The sequence below is a fragment of the Acinetobacter sp. YT-02 genome, assembly GCF_002412355.1.
GTDB lineage: Bacteria > Pseudomonadota > Gammaproteobacteria > Pseudomonadales > Moraxellaceae > Acinetobacter > Acinetobacter towneri.
In genome coordinates, this window is the sequence record NZ_NOZT01000041.1 from 15,328 (window position 1) to 33,733 (window position 18,406).

Below are 18,406 nucleotides of genomic sequence, written 5' to 3' on the forward strand. Positions count from 1 at the left end.
AAGTTAGCGGATACGCACACGCTTTTTATCACTCACGATTTTCTTCAGTTCAGCTTTGAGTGCGTCTACAAACTGATCCACTGACTCTTCTGTTTCCAGATAGACACTGCTGGAGGTTTTGCTGTAAATGCTGGAGACATCGACTTCCACCACCGGTTTCGGTGGCACTACGGCGATTGCGGGCTTTACCGGACTCGTAGCAGGTGTTGATGTAACCGGGCTGGCGGTGGTTGCAGTGTTGGTTACACTCTCTGCTTTGCTCTGAGCCAGTTGTGCCGCTTTAGCCTGACGCTGAACTTCGCTTTCCAACTCATACAAGGCTTCATCAAAACGCTCCACGGCGGTTTGGGTTTGCAGCATATAGATGGTGGACAGGCTAGTTTCCACTTCAATATCCGCTTTGAGCAATTGAAGTGGGCGTAATAGCTTGTTACTTAGCTCAGCGGTAGCAATACCACTGTTTTTAATCTCGGCTTCTAACTGTTTGATCTTGTCATCAATGTGTTCTATCGCCTGATTGCGCTTCTCACTCAACAGTCGCTCATTGACACTTTCCACAGTGCGAACCAAATCAGCGATTTTATTGAGTAAACCATATGGTGATTCAATGGTGGAAATACGATGTAATTCGGAGAGGGCTTTTTTTGCCACCTCATCACTGCCCAGCGCCTGTTTGTTTTTCTCAAAATGACGTAAGGCCTGTTGCAGTTGTTGCCAGCTTGGCATCTGGTTGCTAAAGAATTCATGAATGTCACGATAATCTTCTTCCAGATCCAGATAGTCGTCCTTGTTCTCAACCACGGCCTTAAAGAAATCGAAGCTGTCGCTATTGGCCAGCAAACGCTCCAAAGTCAGAATCGATTTTTCAATCACTTTCTTGCCCGGGAACTGCCCGACATCAGTTTTACTCTTATACGACTTAAAGTTGGCTAACCAAGTCTTAAAATGCTGCAAATAGAATTCAAACAGCTCTTTCTCAGTCGCTGGCCCCATGGCCGAGAATAGGTCTTGGGTCAGTTGGCGTGCCTGTTTCAATACCTGATCATCAGTCTGGCGTTTTTTAATGATCGACACATCACGGCGACGGCGGCTGTTTTGTAAAGGCTCAAAGGCATCTTTTAATTGTAAGCTGCCGCCATTTAACTGCAGAGAAATCCGCCCCATCGCAGCCAGCTGACCCACCAATAGTAAAATCTCGGCATCCGGCCAGCCATAAGGACGTTTGGCAAAACGATCCACCACATCCGATACCAGAATACGTTCGGTACCGGTTGCACGCAGCGAGATGTATTGTTCGACATCCTGCATGGCTTTTGGATTACTCTGCCCACCATTCAGTGACAGGCCTAACTGCGCTATATCATCCACAGTCAAAACAGCGTTCAGTTCACGCCAGGCATCCTGCTGATAGACTTGCAGATAGCTCAGTTTGGTATAAGTGTTTTCCAGCAAATAACGACAAGCCTCATCCAGCTTGGTGGTTGGACTTGAAGATGAAAGTTGTAAATGTTGACCCAAGGCATAACTTTCCGCGTCCAGCAACATTTCTTCGACCCGGGCACGCAGGCGTTTTTTACGCTCCTGGTTCTCACGGCCACGGTCTGCCAGGATACGGGTGATATCGGACTGAGTGCCATCATCATTTAACCGAATAAATTTATTGGTTTTCAGCCAGGTGCGCAGTTCATTAAAGAACTGTTTATCGTCTGCCAGTTTAAACAGTATCTGCCCTTCGGCCTGAGTACTTTTACCAATACAGTAAGCTTCTGTGTAGAGGTTATATTCCGTATCTAGCGGAGAAATGATTTCAACTTTCAAATCGCTCTCATACTTGCCATCCAGGCTATGACCATCCAGAAAACGACCAATCTGATAGTCCATCTTGTTGGCTTGATGGCGGTATTTGTTCTGATCCCTCAGTAAATCTTTAAAGATTAGATTAGCTAACTCTTTATTTTCTTCTGAAGCCGCTAAGTCTGTGGCTTTAATTTTACGGGTGATATCGCGTTCTTCATTGGTCAGGAACAGGAACTCATCACCATTCCTAGTAATCAGGCTCTCTTTTTCCAGACGCAGTAGGCTTTCTTCAATCCGCTTGCGTAATGCCAGCTTATCTTCATCAATTTTCTCAATCGACAAAGTCACCAGGTTATCCAGCGTACCTTTGATGATATCGACATAGCGGATCATGAACAGGGTACGCAGCATCTGCACATCAAAACCATCCAGGGTCTTATTCTGCCCTGCCTGGTCGATGGTACGCTTCACTGCTGTATCCAGAAATCCTTCCACTGAAGTATAGAAGCGGTGGAAAGGAACCAGGGCACCGACTTCATCTGTAGCAATCGCATTCGCGGCCATCTGGAACGCATCCAACATGGACCGTTCACCATAGGCCAGGTGTGCACCGGTCGCACCGACCTTACGGATTTCTTCAAATACTTTTTGTACCAGCTGAAAATGGTACGGCGCAAAAGGATAGTTATGGATAAAGCTGTCTGGCCCCTCATAGTTCTTTAGGGTTGGGCCTGAACGGTCAAAGGTAATCTGATTTTTTAAGATATCGCCCTTTTGCTCAAACACTGATCTGAGCAATGCTTCTGCTTCTGGGGTTTTACGTAATAAACGTTTCTGGATGACTTCATCGGTATTGGAACTGGACAGTGATAACCGGGTTTTAAAACGACCAGCAATCTTGGAGAAGTCATTGGCTTTGGAAGAAGACATCTCACCTAAAACAGCATCGATGTCTGCCTGTGAGGTGACAATAATCCAAGCGCGGCCTTTACAGATCGTACCTAGGTTTTCAGTAATGGTTTGCAATGTCAGCATCAAGCGGGTATCACTGCCAATAAACTGCCCCACTTCATCCACCAGAAACAACATGCGTTGCTGGGGTCCTTTGCTGTCCAGGTATTCTTTCACCCACTGACAGAAGTTTTCAACCGAAACACTAAAGGTCTGCTCAGAATCCTCAAACCACTTGTGCGCAGCTTCAGCAGATAAGTTGAGGGCTTGGGAAATCGCGGTTTCGACATCATCCTGATAGAACTGATAGCCGTCACGCTCCTCTAGCCAGGACATGCCGCTGGATTCCTCAAACGCCTGTTTAAAGCGCTCATAGACCCCTTTCTGGCTCAGGTGACGTTCCATATGTGCAATATGTGGATGATCGGCACTAAAACCCTGATATTCGTTAAACACGCGTAAAAACACATTCAGAATCGGATTACCATCATCATTGGAGCTGGCTTTACTGTCGATGTTAAACAGGATGACATCGGCATGATGGCTGACGGCCTTGCCAATATCCGCACGGATAAAAGCATCGCGGATTTTAGTTTCATCAAAGAATTCTGCAGCACTGCGTTCGTTACCTTCCGCGTCGCGTGCCACTTTATTGGCCAGAATATACGACAAGGTTTTCAGGAAATGTGATTTACCTGAACCAAAGAAGCCTGAAATCCATACGCCGACACGGTTGGCAATCGAAGGATCGCTCAGGTCTGTGCCATAAGACTGGAAAAAGTCCCGAAAATGCTTTTCCAGTTCATTGGTGACCACGTATTCATCGAGTTCCTGGTATACCGTGGTATTGTCATTCTGGTCTGCCTTGACCACCCCGTTAATTGCACGATCTAATGGCTTGTAAAAAAGTTCTTTAATGTTCATCTCAATCCATTCCCCCGAATTCTTATTTCTATTTGCCGTGTTTAAGGCACTAATCTGAATGCTCTGTAGTAATTATTGCTTGGAATTTTTCCAAATAAACTCATCGCCTGACCGTCGTAATAACCTGGGTAAAACAGCACCACTGGCTTATGCCCCAGTAACGAATGCAAACTGTTCAATAAGTGATGGGCACGTAACAGTGGCCAAACCGACCCTACCCCAGTCATCAACACAATATCTTGCGCATTGGTGGCATATTTACTCACCAGATAGGGTGCGAACTTATCCATATGCAGTGGGCCTTTCAGCGCTTTGAGCAGCGCCTCATCGCCTTTGACTTTTTGCATTTGAATGGCTTTATCGATGAAGTTACGCTCAGCCAGATAATCCACCACGGCTTGCAGCAGGTTGATATTCACCACCTTCAGCTGACTGTGTTTTTTCTCCAGCATCCCGTCTAGAAAATGCAGATATTCGCGCACTTTCAACTCATCTTCAGGTGCATAATCAAAAATCCAGAAGCCAATTTCATTGCCCAATCCTTGACCGGTGATAAACTCGGTGGAAAGTATTCGCTCTGGAATCTGATTCAGACGCTCATGTATTTTTTGATTCATTGCTGCCCCCTCTACAACTACCGCGTCCATAGCGACACTTCCATAGATCTTTTAATGCGTTGTTTATAATGTTCTTCCAACAGGCTACGCAGCTCTGCTCTGACGATCACACGCTGCAACTCCAGCTTACGGGTACTTTTTAAGTAACCGGCTTCTGCCAGCATGCGAAACACCACCTGCCCCATTTTTTTCTTGCTGGACTCTTTCCAATCACAGATATCCGGATCTCGTTGTGAACGCTCATCCAGAAAGTCTGACCAGATATAACTGTCCAGGTATTGAGCCTGTGAGATATAGGCCTCTCTCATCACTGTTTCCATAAACTCAAGCAGCAATAGGTTGCGTTCCAATGCGCCACAAAAAGCCACCTGGGTCGCCAGCTCATCATCCCCATCACGTAGTGCTTTCCAGAAATCAGGCTCCAAGCGCTCCAGACGCTTACGAATAGCGGTGGCATTGCGTTGCGCCGAAGCCGCAGTTCTTTTTTGCAGAATATTGTCAATCTGAATGGCCTGATGCCATTGTTCTGGAGTCGCCTCTCGTAATAACAGATCCGCGATCAGCCGGCTTTCACGTACCATCAGTGAGCCACCAATCAGGTCACTGTCATAATGAAATTGTTCTAACATAGCCAATCTCCTATGAAGCTTGATCAAACAGGTAAGATGACAGCTTTTCGATATCTGAGCGTTGTAGTACCAAGGGATATTTCAAGGCATCATCCGCCTCAGCCAGCGTGATCGCGGCCTGATATCGCTGCAAAGTATAGTGAGCCAGGGCTTTTTTCACCGGAATCTGTAATCTGCCATCAGGCATGCCGAAGTCTTTTTCGACCAGAGCTTTTTGAGCTGCATTCAATTTTGGATTCGGGATCAGCGTCAGTACAATTTCTTCATGCCATTGCTGATCCTGAGCAGGGTCTACTGACTCAATCGCCATCACAACAGGTGTGCGATCAATTCTGGAGAGTAAAAAGTCCTTAAACTGCTTGCTCTGATGGCAATAGGCACGGACATGCCAGCGAAAACCGGTATACACCAGGGTGTGTGGGGAAATGATGCGTTCATGCCACTGCGGATTCTGCATCGAGGCATAAATCATTTTTAAAGTACTTTGGTTGCGGCAGGCACGCAAAACTTCCCGAATCACTTCAGGACGTACACTGCGATCAGGTAATTGAACTGCTGCAAGATTCGGTTCTGGTGTCGCAATCAGGGTATGCGATTCACTAACCAAACCTGACAGCATATTGAGATATTCATTGATATGTACGGTAGTCAGCACCGGTTGAAACGTGGCTTTAGGCACATAGCCTTTTACGGAGGGATCATGGACCAAGGCATCTGGGTTATACAGCGTATTGTAACGCTTGATATCCGCAGAAGCCTGCTGTCGACTGAGCCCAAACCAGCTCATTAAACGATTGGTAACCAAACGACCTTCCCAGTAAGCAAGCAGCTCAATCGCTCGCATTCGTAGCAGGACTTCATGCTTATCTGTCGTCATATACCAATCAGTCAATAAATAGCAGCTTTAAGATTACCCTACAGCAAATATACAGTAAACATTTTTGACGGTATTTAAAGGTAGTATTGCAATCACCAGATAAAAAATATACTAGTATCCTGATGATAGCCGTCAAAGTACGATCTCTAGCAGATCATGGATCCTAGTATAGCGCGTGAATTGAGCTAAGTTTTAGAATGAGAGCAATATGGGTTTTAGATTTCGTAAAAGTATTAAATTATTCCCGGGTTTTAAAATTAATCTGACCCATAAAGGCATCAGCAGTGCCAGCATTGGCAAACCTGGTGCTTCTCTAAATATTGGGGAAAAAAGGTACGCGAACCAGTGTCGGTATTCCAGGTACGGGACTATCTTACTCTAAACACCAGCCTTACTCTAAAAAGACCCGTGTTCCACAACCGACATCGCTAGAACACACGGAATATAATCCTCAGAATTTAGAACAACCGAAGACAAAGATCTGGCCTTGGATTATTTTTGGAATATTGTGTTTTATTGTGGGTGCCGTCATTTTTTAGCAAAAACAACATTGTATTTTGATCAAAAAAAAATGCCCACATGGGTGAGTGGGCAAACTAAGGATATTAAGATCCTTCAGAAACTACAGCGCGATTCTCGCTACTACTCTATATTTAAATCAGCGACTGTGGCTCACAGTATATTGATGATCGCACAGCTTAAAAGTAAGTTTTGTTGTAGTTTTAATGAATTGCGGTTTTTTAAAGGAGCTTTTTTATAGCTTCATTATTTTGTGTGTTTTTTTAATTATTCAGACTATTCTAAATAGTCAGTACGTAATAGTATCACCTGTTGATCTTGGTATTGGCGATGAATGGTTAAATCCATTTTAGCAATTGTTTGTGAGGTTAAATCTGACGGCTCACGTACTAATAAGCCTTGTAATGTTGTTAGTAAACTTTTCATTTTGCAATCCCCTATTTGATTTAAATCAATCACATGAATAGTACTATTTTGTAACATCAATATTTCAATACGATGAATCAAAGTGATATTAAAAGGACTGCCCCCTGTATATATAGAAATCAGTCCTTAAAAACGGCTTAATCAACGATCCAACTTTATAGAATCGGATCGTTTAGGCGTTATGTTCAGGTTAAGAACAAGAGTATTGACTAACCATGACTTGCAAGGCTGGTTAGGGTAAATCAGCCAGACCAAAGCCATATCTTGCTGATAAATTAGTACAAAAGCTCGTCAAACAAATCCGCTCTAGTCTCCTCTAAGCTGATATCTGATTTTCTTCTATTACAGAGCAGATGAACCAGCAGACCATTTTCTAGCACACCTTGCCCACCTGCGGCTTTGGTAATCCTATGATCCGATTCAGTAGAATCGAGATAGATTAATCCATCACAAATGGGGCAAAAGTTATGATTACCCACTAGAAAATTATGCTTAAGCAAATTTTTGGTTAATGCTGAAAAGGCCTTGGGCTTTGATCGAGAAATTGGATTGTCGATGCCTACACTCCACTTTATTTATTTTCAGACAGCAACCAATCAAGAGCGTTCATTTTTACAATACCATTATAATTGGCTTCAGTCCCTATGGTGTCTAAGGTAAGTAAATATTTGGGATACGAATCAGAAATTTTCTGTAATGGACGTAACTCTCGGCTGAGTGTCTCCTCATTGAGCGTTTCTAATGCCACCTGATAATAAGTTAAATTCTGTAAAGTATCGACAGCAACAAAATCAATTTCATATTCATCAACCCGCCCTACATAGACCGTATAACCTCGTCTGACAAGCTCAAGATAAATCACATTTTCTAAGATATGACCTTGATCAGCATTAGCATCAGGCAACATAATCCGGCGCAATCCGACATCAACTAAATAGTATTTTTCAGAGGATTGTAATAACTCACGCCCGCGTACTTTAAATTGTGCGGCACTATAAAATAACAAACTGTCCTGTAAGCCCTGAATATAGCGTTTCACTGTTTCAAATGAAATTTTAACCCCACTTGAAACAAAGGTATTTTTAATTTTATTGATGGAAATAGGTGAGCCTGTCACGCTTGCCAAATATCTTGCGACACGCTCGAGAGAATTAATATCGGCAGTATTCAAACGGGGAATAACATCTTTAAACATTACACTGGCATAGACCGCTTGCAAGTAATCATAAGTTTCCTGCTGGCTAGTCATGGCAAGCGTATAAGGGAAACTACTGCGCGTATACATGGCATACAAATCACGATTGGATAATTGTTGGATGATCGGATTATTTTCAATATGCCACTGTTTAAATTCTTGGAATGACAGAGGTAGAACATGTTGCTCGATATAGCGTCCTGTAAGTAAAGTCGCAAGTTCTCCACTTAGAAAGAATGCATTTGAGCCTGTAATATATAAATCGATATAATCCCGAACATATAAAGAGTCGACTACTTTCTCAAAATTTGTAACATGTTGTATTTCATCTAAAAAAACATAGTTTTTTTTACTTTTATCAACTTTGGACAATACATAATCATGTAGTTTACGGTAATCGGTGAGTTCTTCAAATTCCATAAATTCGAAGTTGATGGCAATGATGTTTTCGGCTTGTACCCCCTGTGCTTTTAGGTCTTGTTGAAACATCGCCAATAAGGTGGATTTTCCAGAGCGACGCACACCTGAAAGTACTTTAATGACATCACGGTCTTGCCATGTATTCAGAAATTTTAAGTAGCCATCACGTCGAATATTAGCGCTTCTCATTATTTACACTTAGAATCTAAAGTTTTACTAAATTCTATCAAATTTTAGAACGTATATGTAAATATATTTAATTTTAAAAAAATTTAAAGGTTAAGTGAAACACTCAAAGCTGCTGTTAAAGTATGCGGATAGTAAATGTAACAAAAATCTAGATTCTATCTTTTTTGATTATTTTCCATGTCATGTTATTTCATTAATGCTACGACTTAACGGCTATATAAATTAAGTGAAAAGTAAATGGAACTAAGATGTTAACTAGAGTGGAACTCATTTTTGTTGTGCTAATGGTATCAGCCTTATTGCGCATGAAATGCTAAAAGGTTTATTTTTTAAGATCATCAGATTAAGTGCATTTTGATAATGAATAAAGCTCCGTGTGGCGCTTTATTCATCCTAGCCATTCAATATTGCAAAATGCGATAAAATGTTATGCATGTGATCACCCACACTCGAATTATAGAAGCAATGCAAAAGTGGCCACAGGCTGAAACGGCATTAGATGGTTGGTATCGAACCATAAAGGCAAACGATCCGAAAGATTTTGCTGAGATGAAACATCTCTTTCCAGAGGTCGATAAAGTTGGAAAGTTCCATGTATTCGATATTGGCGGGAACAAGATCCGACTTATTGCAGTCGTGATGTATCAAGCAAAACGTGTGTATATCCGTGATGTCTTGTACCATAAAGAATATGACAAAGGTCATTGGAAGGAAGGTTAGTATGAACGCGATGATTAAACAGGCCGTAGACCACTGGCACTACGTTGCACCATTGCTCAGCAAGCCAGAAAATGAAGACGACTTTCATACACTTGTTGAAGCTTTAGATGAACTTTTAGATACTGTTGGTGATGACGAGTCCCATCCTTTAATGGGGCTTACTCATCAGCTTGGTGATTTGGTTTCTGATTATGAAAATGAGCATCTTCCTATGCCTAAAGGGGACGGTCGTGCTGCTTTGGCTTTTTTGATGGAGCAACATGGTTTAGGTCAGTCTGACTTAACAGAGGTTGCAACACCATCAGTGATTTCTGAGATTTTAAGTGGTAAACGCCAACTGAATATTCGTCATATTAAGGCATTGTCTGAGCGGTTTAATGTATCGGCAGATACGTTTTTCTAAAAGAGAGGTGGATCAGGAAATTTGGCTCAATTAGGGGTACTTTGCCTTTCAAATCTTTGTGCAACAAAGCCCAGAGAATCTATAAATGATAGTGCGTAAGTCCTAGAGTATATAAAATGAACCGTACCGGGTTTGTCGGAGACTTTTTGTTTAAGTTAGGCCACCTGACCTAACGGGTTAATTTTATCATAGTACATCGCTTCAAAATCAAAAGGTGATACATAACCTATGTGAACTATGTATACGTTCTTTATTGAACCAATCTACCAAATTTAATGTGGCAAGTTGTATATCACCCAAACCACGCCAATCTGCTTTTAAATATTCAATCACCTCTGTTTTGTACAACCCATTCACTGTTTCAGCCAATGCATTATCGTATGAATCCCCCGTAGTGCCGACTGATGCTCGTAAATTCGCTGCTTCTAAACGGTTGGTATAGCGAATTGAAAGATACTGTACGCCTCTGTCACTATGATGAATCACGTTATTTGGCATTCCTCGATCATGCAATGCCTGCTCAAGTGCAGCGAGCACCATGTCGGTATTCATCCGTGTTGATACTTTCCATCCAACAATTGCTCGTGAGAACACATCAATAATAAATGCGGTATAGACCCAGCCTGAATTGGTTTGAATATACGTGAAGTCGGCCACCCACAAGTGATCAGGATGATCAGCTTTAAAATTGCGTTTTACTAAATCATCTGCTGATTTTTGATCATCTCGGCTACGCGTTGTTTGTTTATTCTTACCACGCCAAACACCTTGTATACCTAGCTGTTGCATCAATCGAGCAACTGTACAACGTGCAATAACATAGCCTTCGTGTCTTAGTTTTTGCCAGACTTTGCGCACACCATAACGACCTGAACTTTCTTTCCAAATACGTTTAATCTGTTCAGCATGATGTTGATCATGTAGATCTCGTTTCGCTCGATGTTCCCTTGCGAAGCAATGCTTCTCATCGCAGAGATCTAGAGTCCGGTAATAAGTTGAAGGTGCGATAGGTAAAATCCTACAAATCGCCTCGACTCCGTACGGCTCTTTATTATTATGGATAAAATCCATCATTATTTGTGTGGGCGGTCGAGCTCCGCCTGGGCGAAAAAAGCGGCTGCTTTGCGTAGAATTTCATTGGCACGTTGCAGCTCTTTATTTTCACGTTCGAGCTGTTTAATACGTTCTTGATCTGAAAGCTGCTGTACTTTAACTGGATTTTGTTGATCCAAATATTTTTGATGCCAGGAACGTAGTGTTTCAGGGGTACAACCAATTTTAGGTGCAATTGCTGTGATTGCAGCCCAAGTAGAAGGATAATCTTTTTCGGATTCAATCAATAATTGAACCGCTCTGTCTCTGATTTCAGGAGTATATTTTGGTTTTGTCATCGGGACATTCTCTCAAGAAAAATGGTCTCCGACAAACCCGGTACGGTTCATACTAGGTTCAGCTCGGACAGGAAACTGACTGTCGTTACCGAATAAGATGAGTATGTTACTGAAACTTACCTACTTTGAGTGTTTTCATAGACACTATCAGCTTATGGGCATTACATCATTTATGAATGACGAGAGTTGGCATCATCATAGACAGCATTGTTTTCACGTCTGCCTACAGCAATCACGAGGACAACTACTTCATCATCAATGACTTCATAAACCAAACGATAACTAATGCTGCGAATTTTGATCTTGTAGCGATTAGGATGTCCTGACAGCTTGTTTTTGGGAATGCGAGGATTCTCCAATACCTTGATCAACTTCTTCTTCAATGGCTGCTTAAAATCATGATGAGTATGTATAGTTTACCAATTTAAAACCTCCTGTTTTTTCAGCACATATCAGAATCTTTCAATCGGTATATTTCAGGTAAAAACTAGTAATCAGAAGTTATTCTCATACACATATAAAACAAGCATAAACATAAAAACAATAACTTAGTAAATTATTCTTCCACTTTTTTTATATTTAGTGTTACACGGACGAGCGTTGGCAGGCAGAGTCCAAGAAACACTATGCCCGTCTATCGTTACCCAGCAAGGCTGCCACTTTCTTGAAGCCTTTGCTGGCCAGAGTAACTGCCGGTGTCGATGCGGTGGCCGCTGCAGCCCGCAGTGGCGTACTGCGCGTGGATGATGAACTCCATTTGTCGCCATTGCCCGCAGAGGACGAAGACCCAGAAGTGACCAAGCTGCGCGCGGCTTTGGATCACCGCATCGGTGAGGTTCAATTGCCGGAAGTGATTCTGGCCGTTGACGCCCAGGTGCGCTTTAGCTGGATCATGCTCGGACGTGAGCCGCGCTCTACCGACGAGCTGCTGATGGTCTATGCCGGCATCATGGCCCACGGCACCAGTCTGACTGCGGTCGAATGCGCGCGCATGATTCCGCAATTGTCTGCCACCAGCATTCGCCAGGCCATGCGCTGGGCGCGGGACGAACGGCGTCTGAGCCAGGCCTGCCAGGCTGTGCTGGAATTCATGCAGCGACACCCGATTGCCGCCACCTGGGGGCGGTCCGATTTGGCATCTTCTGACATGATGAGCATGGAGACCACCAAACGGGTGTGGCAAGCCCGGCTTGATCCTCGGCGCAACACACCTTCCATTGGAATCTACTCCCATGTAAAAGACCGGTGGGGCATCTTCCATGCGCAGCCCTTTGTGCTCAATGAGCGCCAGGCGGGCGTGGCCATTGAAGGTGTCATCCGCCAAGAAAAGCTGGAGACCAGCCAGCTTGCTGTGGATACCCATGGCTACACCGACTTTGCCATGTCACATGCCCGTTTGCTTGGTTTTGATCTTTGCCCGCGGTTGAAGGAACTCAAACAGCGCCACCTCTTTGTGCCACGCGGCACCAAAGTGCCCGCAGAAATCGCTGCGGTGTGCGAAGCCAATGTCGACGTCGCTTTGATCGAAAAGCATTGGGATAGTCTGGTGCACCTGGCAGCCTCGGTCATGAGCGGACATGCCAGTGCGGTGGCAGCTCTTGCGCGGTTCGGTTCTGCCGCCCAGGGCGATCCAATCTATGAGGCTGGCGTGCAATTGGGGCGGTTGCTGCGTACGGCGTTTTTGGCTGACTACTTTGTCAAGGACGCTTTCAGGAACGAGTTGCGCCGGGTGCTCAATCGGGGCGAGGCTGTTAACGCCCTCAAGCGCGCCATTTATACCGGCCGGATCAGCCCGGCGCAGGCCAAACGTGTCGATGAAATGCAGGCTGTGGCCGATGCGTTGAGCCTGATGGCCAACATCGTGATGGCGTGGAATACCTCACAGATGCAGGCGGTCCTGGATCGCTGGTCGAACCGCCGCCAGGTCATTCCACCGGAACTGATCGAGAAGATTGCGCCCACCAGGCTGGAGAGCATCAACTTGCGGGGTGTGTTTCGCTTCCCGGTTGACCGCTATGCTGACCAAATCCTGCCTTCGCGGCCAAATGCATCGATAACTGGCACCAATGGATGAAACCGACCACGGTTTGACGCCACGAATCGCAGATTTGAAAGTGAACAGGAAAGTCAATGAAATCAACGATCTACCAACACCACCTCCGCGCCAGTGCTAGCTTTTCGTACCGTCACTTATTGCACTGAAAACGAGGAGACCCCAACGTGGACATCCAGATGCGCACCAATGTGCCGCACATCTTCGCCATCGGCGACATCGTGGGCCAGCCCATGCTGGCGCACAAGGCGGTGCACGAGGCGCATGTGGCGGCGGAAGTGATCGCCGGCGAATTGCAGGGCAACAAGGAACTGGCCAGCGCCGCCTTCAACGCCCGCGTGATCCCCAGCGTGGCCTACACCGACCCCGAAGTGGCCTGGGTGGGCCTGACCGAAGACCAGGCCAAGCAGCAGGGCATCAAGGTCAAGAAGGGCCTGTTCCCCTGGGCGGCCTCGGGCCGCGCCATTGCCAACGGCCGCGACGAAGGCGTCACCAAGCTGCTGTTCGACGACAGCCCCGAAGCAGGATCAGGAGACGGCCATGCTGGCCGGGGCCACGGCAAGATCCTGGGCGGCGGCATGGTCGGCACGCATGCGGGCGACATGATCGGCGAGATCGCCCTGGCCATCGAGATGGGTGCGGACGCTGTCGACATCGGCAAGACCATCCACCCGCATCCGACGCTGGGCGAGAGCATCGGCATGGCGGCGGAAGTGGCGCATGGCAGCTGCACGGATGTGCCGCCTGCGCGCAAGTAAGTCCGCAGCCAAGCTACCCTGACAAGGCCCGAACTGGCGACGGTTCGGGCCTTGTGCTTTGCGTACCCAAACAATCGCCGCAGAATACTGTGCATTTGTACAGTATTCATGTCAGCCACTTCCAAGCCCAAGCTCTACAACCCACGCCACCCCGAACGCACGCTGCTCTACCAAATGGTAGCCGAGCACTACGAGACCTGGCTAGAGTTGGCCAGCGCGGGTCAGTTCGACGGCCAGGGCGACCACCACACCCCCAAGCCCTTCGTGCGCAAAGCGTTTGCCAAGTATCTTGAGTGCGGCATCTTTGCCCATGGCTTTGCCCGCGCTCGCTGCGGCGACTGTGGGCACGACTACTTTGTAGCCTTCTCCTGCAAAGGCCGGGGAGTCTGCCCCTCGTGCACCACGCGGCGGATGGTGGAGACGGCGGCACACCTGAGCGACCACGTTTTCCCCCGCCTGCCGGTGCGCCAGTGGGTGCTCTCCGTGCCCAAGAGGTTGCGGTACTTCATGCAACGCGACGGAGCGGTGCTGAGCATGGTGCTGCGCATCTTTCTGCGGGTGATCGCACAAACTCTGCAGACCCACAGCCCCGGTGCGGCCCATATGGACAAGGCAGGCCTGCACATCGGTGCCATCGCCTTCATTCACCGATTCGGCTCCAGCCTCAATGAACACGTCCACTTCCACGTTTGTGTGGTGGACGGGGTGTTTGAGGAAGTGGAGGGCGAGGGCGATGCTGATGCGACCCCTCGAATCTCATCGCCGGGTGTCATCTTTCACGCGGCCACCGGCATCGATGCGGCTACCGTGGCCCCAGTGCAGACCACACTGCAAAAACGCATCCTGCGCGCCTTCGTTGCTCGGGGCCTGCTGGAGAACTGTGACGCCAAAGACATGCTGGGCTACAAACACAGCGGCTTCTCGGTGGACGCCGGTGTCTGCATCGAAGCCCACGACCGCGCTGCGCTGGAGCGGCTGCTGCGCTATTGCGCGCGTCCACCGTTTTCCATGGAGCGCCTACGCAAAGAGGGAAGCAAACTGGTGTACCGCTGTGCCAAACAGCGCAGCGAGCCCACCAGTGACAAGCGTGGTGCCAAGGCAGATGAGCTGCACCTCACACCGCTGGAACTGATCGACCGCATCGCCGCGCTGGTGCCACCGCCACGCACCCACCGGCACCGCTACTTTGGTGTGCTGGCACCAAACTCGCCGCTGAGAGCGGCGGTAACGGCGCTGGCTCAGCCTGCTGCGTCGCAACCAGCCACGGTGGAGACTGCACAACCTGGCGCGGGCGTACCTGGGGTGGCGGCGCCGGGCAACGCGGCCACACCCACACCCGAACCTGAAGCACGCCCGAAGCGAGCGGCGCATTACTTGTGGGCGGTGCTGATTGCCCGCATCTACGAGGCATTTCCGCTGCTGTGCCCCATGTGCGGTGGGCAGATGCGCATCATTGCCTTCATCACCCACAGCGCCGAAATCCGCCACATCCTGAACCACATCGGGGTGGAGTCTGCCCCCCCGCACATCACCCCGGCACGCGGGCCACCGCTGTGGGAGGGCTGCGACGCGCCGGTGGATGATGGTGCGCAAGGCGAGCCGGATTGGGATCTGGCAGCTCAACCCGACGAGGTAGACCAGCGCGTCAATTGGTGACCCAGTGAAGCGGCGGTATCCATCGCTGCGGGGAAGCAGCTGCGCGCGCGCCAGGCCCAAATGCATACTGCCTCCCAAGCTCTTGCCATTGAGCGGCAAGCGAGCGCTCAACCTTCCTTGGCCGAACGTGTTTCGAGGCCCAAAACTCGTGCCATACTTGGCCTCATGCGGTTGAATTTCCTATCCGTTCGTGCCATACTTGGCCTCATGCGGTTGAATTTCCTATCCGTTCGTGCTATACTTGGCCTCATGCGGTTGAATTTCCTATCCGTTCGTGCCATACTTGGCCTCATGCGGTTGAATTTCATATCCGTCAATAAGAGTAATAAGGAGAGAACCATGAGAAGAGTAATAAGGAGAGAACCATGAGTGTCAATGACAACCGAGAATCGGCATCCTATGATGCCGACGTAATTGTTGTCGGTGCCGGGCCGTCGGGTTCGTATGCAGCAAAGCTGCTGCACGATCGCGGGATCAGCGTCAAGCTCGTTGAGGCCAAGGACCGTGTCGGCGGGCGTACCTGGTCCAGTAAAACAGAGGCCCAGGGAGGGCCCATCGATTTTGGCGGTCAGTGGATCGGCGAGACACATGTGCTCCTGCCCGAACTGGGCGAGGAACTCGGGCTCGAGACCGTCTCCTCGATCAAGCCGGGCAATGACATCTTCGTCTTCAACGGCCAGGTTACCGTCGGAGAAGAAGATCAAGCCCCGGCATCGGCGAGTTGGACCGCTGAACTCACGAGGTCGTTTGAATTGCTTGACGAGGCGGGTGCCCGTCTGGGCTGGGAAGCACCGTGGGCTTCGCCAGCGGTGGAAGCGCTGGACGGCATGACCGTCGCGCAGTGGCTCGATGAAAACGTTTCGAGCGACGAGGTTCGAATGATTCACGAGGTGATGGTCAACATCCTCAACGGCGCGAACACCACTGAGGTTTCGATGGCGTACTGGGCATACTTCGTGCATCAGGGCGAGGGCATTGAATCGCTCATTGGTACGCGAAGTGGCGCACAGATCGCTTGGTTTGTTGGTGGCATGGGGCAGGTCACGGAGCTCATCGCAGACCGACTCGGTGACAACTTGCACCTGAACTGGCCGGTGACGAGCATTGAGCAGCAGGATTCTGGCGTAGTGGTTTCCTCTGGCGACCGCAGACTCACCGCAAAGTACGTGATCTTGGCGACCCCACCGAGCGACGCGTCACGAATGATCTTCGATCAGCCCCTCCCCGCGAAGCGTGCACAGTTGCAGGCGCGCGCGCCGATGGGGCGACTCGCGAAAATTCAGGTTCGCTATCGAGACGCGTTCTGGCAGGAGGAGAACCTTTCAGGCGCCGCGTTTGTCTGTGGAGATCTTGCCTTCTGGGTGTTTGACGGGAGTAAGCCCTCCGACTCCCTCGCAACGATTGTGGGCTTCATCGGGGGCAAGCACCTGGATTTATGGCACTCATTTACGCCGGAAGAGCGCGAAGCCCGGTTTATTGACATGCTCGTGACCAATATCGGAGAGAAGGCAAGAGACACGGTGTACTACCACGAGACTGACTGGACCGAGCAGCCATGGACCGGCGGCGCACCCGTCACCTTCATGCCCACCGGATTGTTGAGCAGCTCCGGTTCCGCGTTGCGGGGATCAGCGGGCAGGATCCACTTCGCAGGTACGGAAGCAGCGCCGATGTGGTCTGGCTATATCGAGGGCGCACTTCGCGCCGGCAAGATCGCGGCAACCGACATCATCGCGCGTCTGGGCTAAGCCCGGGCCAGAAAAACTAAGGAGAAAACAATGGCCAATTCGCTCGCAGTCGGGCAGCCGATCATCCCGGAGTCAATGAGGGAGTTGTACACGGACTATCACTACTCGCCCGCCTATGAGGCGGGTGGCTTCCTGTTCATCTCAGGGCAAATCGGCCTCGACGAACACGGGGAGGCACCCGAGGAACCCGCGGAGCAGGCGAGACTGGCTTTTGAGGGAATGCGCGAGGTGTTACACGCAGCTGGGCTCGACTTCACTGATCTCGTGTCGCTCACAAGTCACCATATCGGAGTGGATTCGATGCTGGAGTGGTTTCCGCAGGTGAAGGATACCTTCGTCAAGGAGCCGTATCCCGCGTGGACCGCGCTTGGTGTGGCGGGGCTGGCTATCCCGGGGCTTGTGGTGGAGATTGCGGGTATCGCCCGATGCCGCGTCTAAGCAGCACATTTGCGGGGCAGCCGCTTCGGTATCGCGATTCGGCGTGAAGCGTCACCGGTGCTGAAGCAAAAAGACCGTACCTCCCGTGTTCTGGGGGAGGTACGGTCTTCTTCTCAGATTTCAGTATCTAAGCAAGCTAAGCTGCTGAAAGTCTCCCGTGGTTGTTATTATTATCGCCCAAAACCTGTTAGCTCATCAGATCTGAAGCTGATGCGATGTATTGATGAATTACATATGCAATATCCTTTTGCAGGCAGTCGTATGATGCGTGATTTGTTGAATCGTCAAGGGCATCATATAGGACGACGTCATACACGTACTTTAATGAAGAAAATGGGTATTCAGGCGTTATATTGCAAACCAAATTTAAGCCAGGCTAATCAAGCTCACCGTAAATATCCATATCTGCTCAAAGGATTGGCTATTCAGCGCAGTAATCAAGTGTGGTCTACGGATATAACGTATATCCCTATGGCAAAAGGCTTTGTTTATTTATGTGCTGTGATTGATTGGCATAGCCGCAAGGTACTTGCGCATAGGGTATCGATTAGTATGGAGGTGGATTTTTGTATTTCGGTTTTAAATGAAGCGATTGAAAAATATGGATCACCTGAAATATTTAATACAGACCAAGGCAGTCAGTTCACCAGTGATGCATTTATTGATGTATTGAAATCAAATGGCATTCAAATCAG

12 protein-coding genes, 7 pseudogenes and 1 other annotated feature are annotated in these 18,406 nt (G+C 48.3%); of the genes and pseudogenes, 10 read left to right on the forward strand and 9 right to left on the reverse strand.

From position 1 onward, the window contains the following. Nucleotides 1-3 precede the first annotated feature (3 nt). Genes brxC through CF596_RS10780 form a run of 4 tightly spaced genes read right to left on the reverse strand, consistent with a single transcriptional unit; the run spans nt 4 to nt 5,795 of the window. The gene (gene brxC, locus CF596_RS10765; RefSeq protein ID WP_096902445.1) at nt 4-3,672 is read right to left on the reverse strand and encodes a BREX system P-loop protein BrxC; all 3,669 of its coding nucleotides are present in this window, start codon (nt 3,670-3,672) and stop codon (nt 4-6) included. A gap of 41 nt (nt 3,673-3,713) precedes the next feature. Beyond that, complete coding sequence (locus CF596_RS10770) at nt 3,714-4,289, reverse strand: DUF1788 domain-containing protein (RefSeq protein ID WP_096902453.1); 576 nt, start codon at nt 4,287-4,289, stop codon at nt 3,714-3,716. A gap of 17 nt (nt 4,290-4,306) precedes the next feature. Then, the gene (locus tag CF596_RS10775; protein WP_096902446.1) at nt 4,307-4,918 is read right to left on the reverse strand and encodes a DUF1819 family protein; all 612 of its coding nucleotides are present in this window, start codon (nt 4,916-4,918) and stop codon (nt 4,307-4,309) included. Between the two features lie 10 nt (nt 4,919-4,928). Next, the gene (locus CF596_RS10780) at nt 4,929-5,795 is read right to left on the reverse strand and encodes a WYL domain-containing protein (RefSeq protein ID WP_096902447.1); all 867 of its coding nucleotides are present in this window, start codon (nt 5,793-5,795) and stop codon (nt 4,929-4,931) included. Between the two features lie 208 nt (nt 5,796-6,003). On the opposite strand from CF596_RS10780, the pseudogene CF596_RS10785 reads away from it, so the two are divergent. Further along, a pseudogene (locus CF596_RS10785) lies at nt 6,004-6,334 on the forward strand (DUF4236 domain-containing protein). A 256-nt stretch (nt 6,335-6,590) separates the two neighbouring features. On the opposite strand, the gene CF596_RS10790 reads toward CF596_RS10785, so the two are convergent. The 3 genes and pseudogenes from CF596_RS10790 to CF596_RS10800 all read right to left on the reverse strand — a co-directional run bounded on the left by CF596_RS10790 (nt 6,591) and on the right by CF596_RS10800 (nt 8,544). After that, the gene (locus tag CF596_RS10790) at nt 6,591-6,740 is read right to left on the reverse strand and encodes a hypothetical protein (protein WP_225554346.1); all 150 of its coding nucleotides are present in this window, start codon (nt 6,738-6,740) and stop codon (nt 6,591-6,593) included. 275 nt (nt 6,741-7,015) lie between these two features. Further along, nucleotides 7,016-7,291, reverse strand: a pseudogene (locus tag CF596_RS10795) (HNH endonuclease signature motif containing protein); the annotation flags it as partial. Nucleotides 7,292-7,311: 20 nt separating this feature from the next. Beyond that, nucleotides 7,312-8,544 carry an ATP-binding protein gene (locus tag CF596_RS10800; RefSeq protein WP_071320611.1) on the reverse strand — a complete coding sequence of 411 codons (1,233 nt, stop codon included), beginning with the start codon at nt 8,542-8,544 and terminating at the stop codon, nt 7,312-7,314. A gap of 429 nt (nt 8,545-8,973) precedes the next feature. Here CF596_RS10800 and CF596_RS10805 point away from each other — a divergent pair, with 429 nt between their 5' ends. Both CF596_RS10805 and CF596_RS10810 read left to right on the forward strand, forming a co-directional pair. Beyond that, the gene (locus CF596_RS10805; protein WP_000558186.1) at nt 8,974-9,264 is read left to right on the forward strand and encodes a type II toxin-antitoxin system HigB family toxin; all 291 of its coding nucleotides are present in this window, start codon (nt 8,974-8,976) and stop codon (nt 9,262-9,264) included. A 1-nt stretch (nt 9,265) separates the two neighbouring features. Next, nucleotides 9,266-9,667: a helix-turn-helix domain-containing protein gene (locus CF596_RS10810; protein WP_096902448.1), complete on the forward strand. Its 402-nt coding sequence runs from the start codon at nt 9,266-9,268 to the stop codon at nt 9,665-9,667. A 155-nt stretch (nt 9,668-9,822) separates the two neighbouring features. On the opposite strand, the pseudogene CF596_RS10815 reads toward CF596_RS10810, so the two are convergent. After that, nucleotides 9,823-11,058: pseudogene (locus CF596_RS10815) on the reverse strand (IS3 family transposase). After that, nucleotides 10,667-10,783, reverse strand: a sequence feature (AL1L pseudoknot). It overlaps the preceding pseudogene by 117 nt. 170 nt (nt 11,059-11,228) lie before the next feature. Next, nucleotides 11,229-11,450 (reverse strand): annotated as a pseudogene (locus CF596_RS10820) (type II toxin-antitoxin system RelE/ParE family toxin); the annotation flags it as partial. Nucleotides 11,451-11,647: 197 nt separating this feature from the next. Here CF596_RS10820 and CF596_RS10825 point away from each other — a divergent pair. From CF596_RS10825 to CF596_RS10855, 7 genes and pseudogenes are all read left to right on the forward strand, one after another. Beyond that, nucleotides 11,648-13,132 (forward strand): annotated as a pseudogene (locus CF596_RS10825) (Tn3-like element IS1071 family transposase); the annotation flags it as partial. A 143-nt stretch (nt 13,133-13,275) separates the two neighbouring features. Continuing rightward, nucleotides 13,276-13,362, forward strand: a pseudogene (locus CF596_RS15020) (FAD-dependent oxidoreductase); the annotation flags it as partial. Beyond that, on the forward strand, nt 13,345-13,869 hold the full coding sequence (locus CF596_RS10830) for a hypothetical protein (RefSeq protein ID WP_347337703.1): 525 nt from the start codon (nt 13,345-13,347) through the stop codon (nt 13,867-13,869). The pseudogene CF596_RS15020 and the gene CF596_RS10830, both read left to right, overlap by 18 nt. 108 nt (nt 13,870-13,977) lie before the next feature. Continuing rightward, entirely contained in the window at nt 13,978-15,525 is a 1,548-nt protein-coding gene (locus CF596_RS10835) for an IS91-like element ISPps1 family transposase (protein ID WP_011117152.1), read from the forward strand. A gap of 365 nt (nt 15,526-15,890) precedes the next feature. Continuing rightward, nucleotides 15,891-17,273, forward strand: a complete 1,383-nt coding sequence (locus CF596_RS10845; protein ID WP_096902451.1) for an FAD-dependent oxidoreductase — start codon at nt 15,891-15,893, stop codon at nt 17,271-17,273. Nucleotides 17,274-17,303: 30 nt separating this feature from the next. Further along, a complete protein-coding gene (locus CF596_RS10850) occupies nt 17,304-17,711 on the forward strand; it encodes a RidA family protein (protein ID WP_197704861.1) in 408 nt (135 codons plus the stop codon). 9 nt (nt 17,712-17,720) lie between these two features. Next, nucleotides 17,721-18,406: pseudogene (locus CF596_RS10855) on the forward strand (IS3 family transposase); the annotation flags it as partial.

Excerpts from the sequence above, each read along its gene's own strand:
- CF596_RS10830 (WP_347337703.1), top strand. The coding sequence starts at position 13,345 with ATGCTGGCGCACAAGGCGGTGCACGAGGCGCATGTGGCGGCGGAAGTG.
- CF596_RS10810 (WP_096902448.1), top strand. The coding sequence starts at position 9,266 with ATGAACGCGATGATTAAACAGGCCGTAGACCACTGGCACTACGTTGCA.
- CF596_RS10800 (WP_071320611.1), bottom strand. The coding sequence starts at position 8,544 with ATGAGAAGCGCTAATATTCGACGTGATGGCTACTTAAAATTTCTGAAT.
- CF596_RS10805 (WP_000558186.1), top strand. The coding sequence starts at position 8,974 with ATGCATGTGATCACCCACACTCGAATTATAGAAGCAATGCAAAAGTGG.
- CF596_RS10790 (WP_225554346.1), bottom strand. The coding sequence starts at position 6,740 with ATGAAAAGTTTACTAACAACATTACAAGGCTTATTAGTACGTGAGCCG.
- CF596_RS10850 (WP_197704861.1), top strand. The coding sequence starts at position 17,304 with ATGGCCAATTCGCTCGCAGTCGGGCAGCCGATCATCCCGGAGTCAATG.
- brxC (WP_096902445.1), bottom strand. The coding sequence starts at position 3,672 with ATGAACATTAAAGAACTTTTTTACAAGCCATTAGATCGTGCAATTAAC.
- CF596_RS10775 (WP_096902446.1), bottom strand. The coding sequence starts at position 4,918 with ATGTTAGAACAATTTCATTATGACAGTGACCTGATTGGTGGCTCACTG.
- CF596_RS10835 (WP_011117152.1), top strand. The coding sequence starts at position 13,978 with ATGTCAGCCACTTCCAAGCCCAAGCTCTACAACCCACGCCACCCCGAA.
- CF596_RS10780 (WP_096902447.1), bottom strand. The coding sequence starts at position 5,795 with ATGACGACAGATAAGCATGAAGTCCTGCTACGAATGCGAGCGATTGAG.
- CF596_RS10770 (WP_096902453.1), bottom strand. The coding sequence starts at position 4,289 with ATGAATCAAAAAATACATGAGCGTCTGAATCAGATTCCAGAGCGAATA.
- CF596_RS10845 (WP_096902451.1), top strand. The coding sequence starts at position 15,891 with ATGAGTGTCAATGACAACCGAGAATCGGCATCCTATGATGCCGACGTA.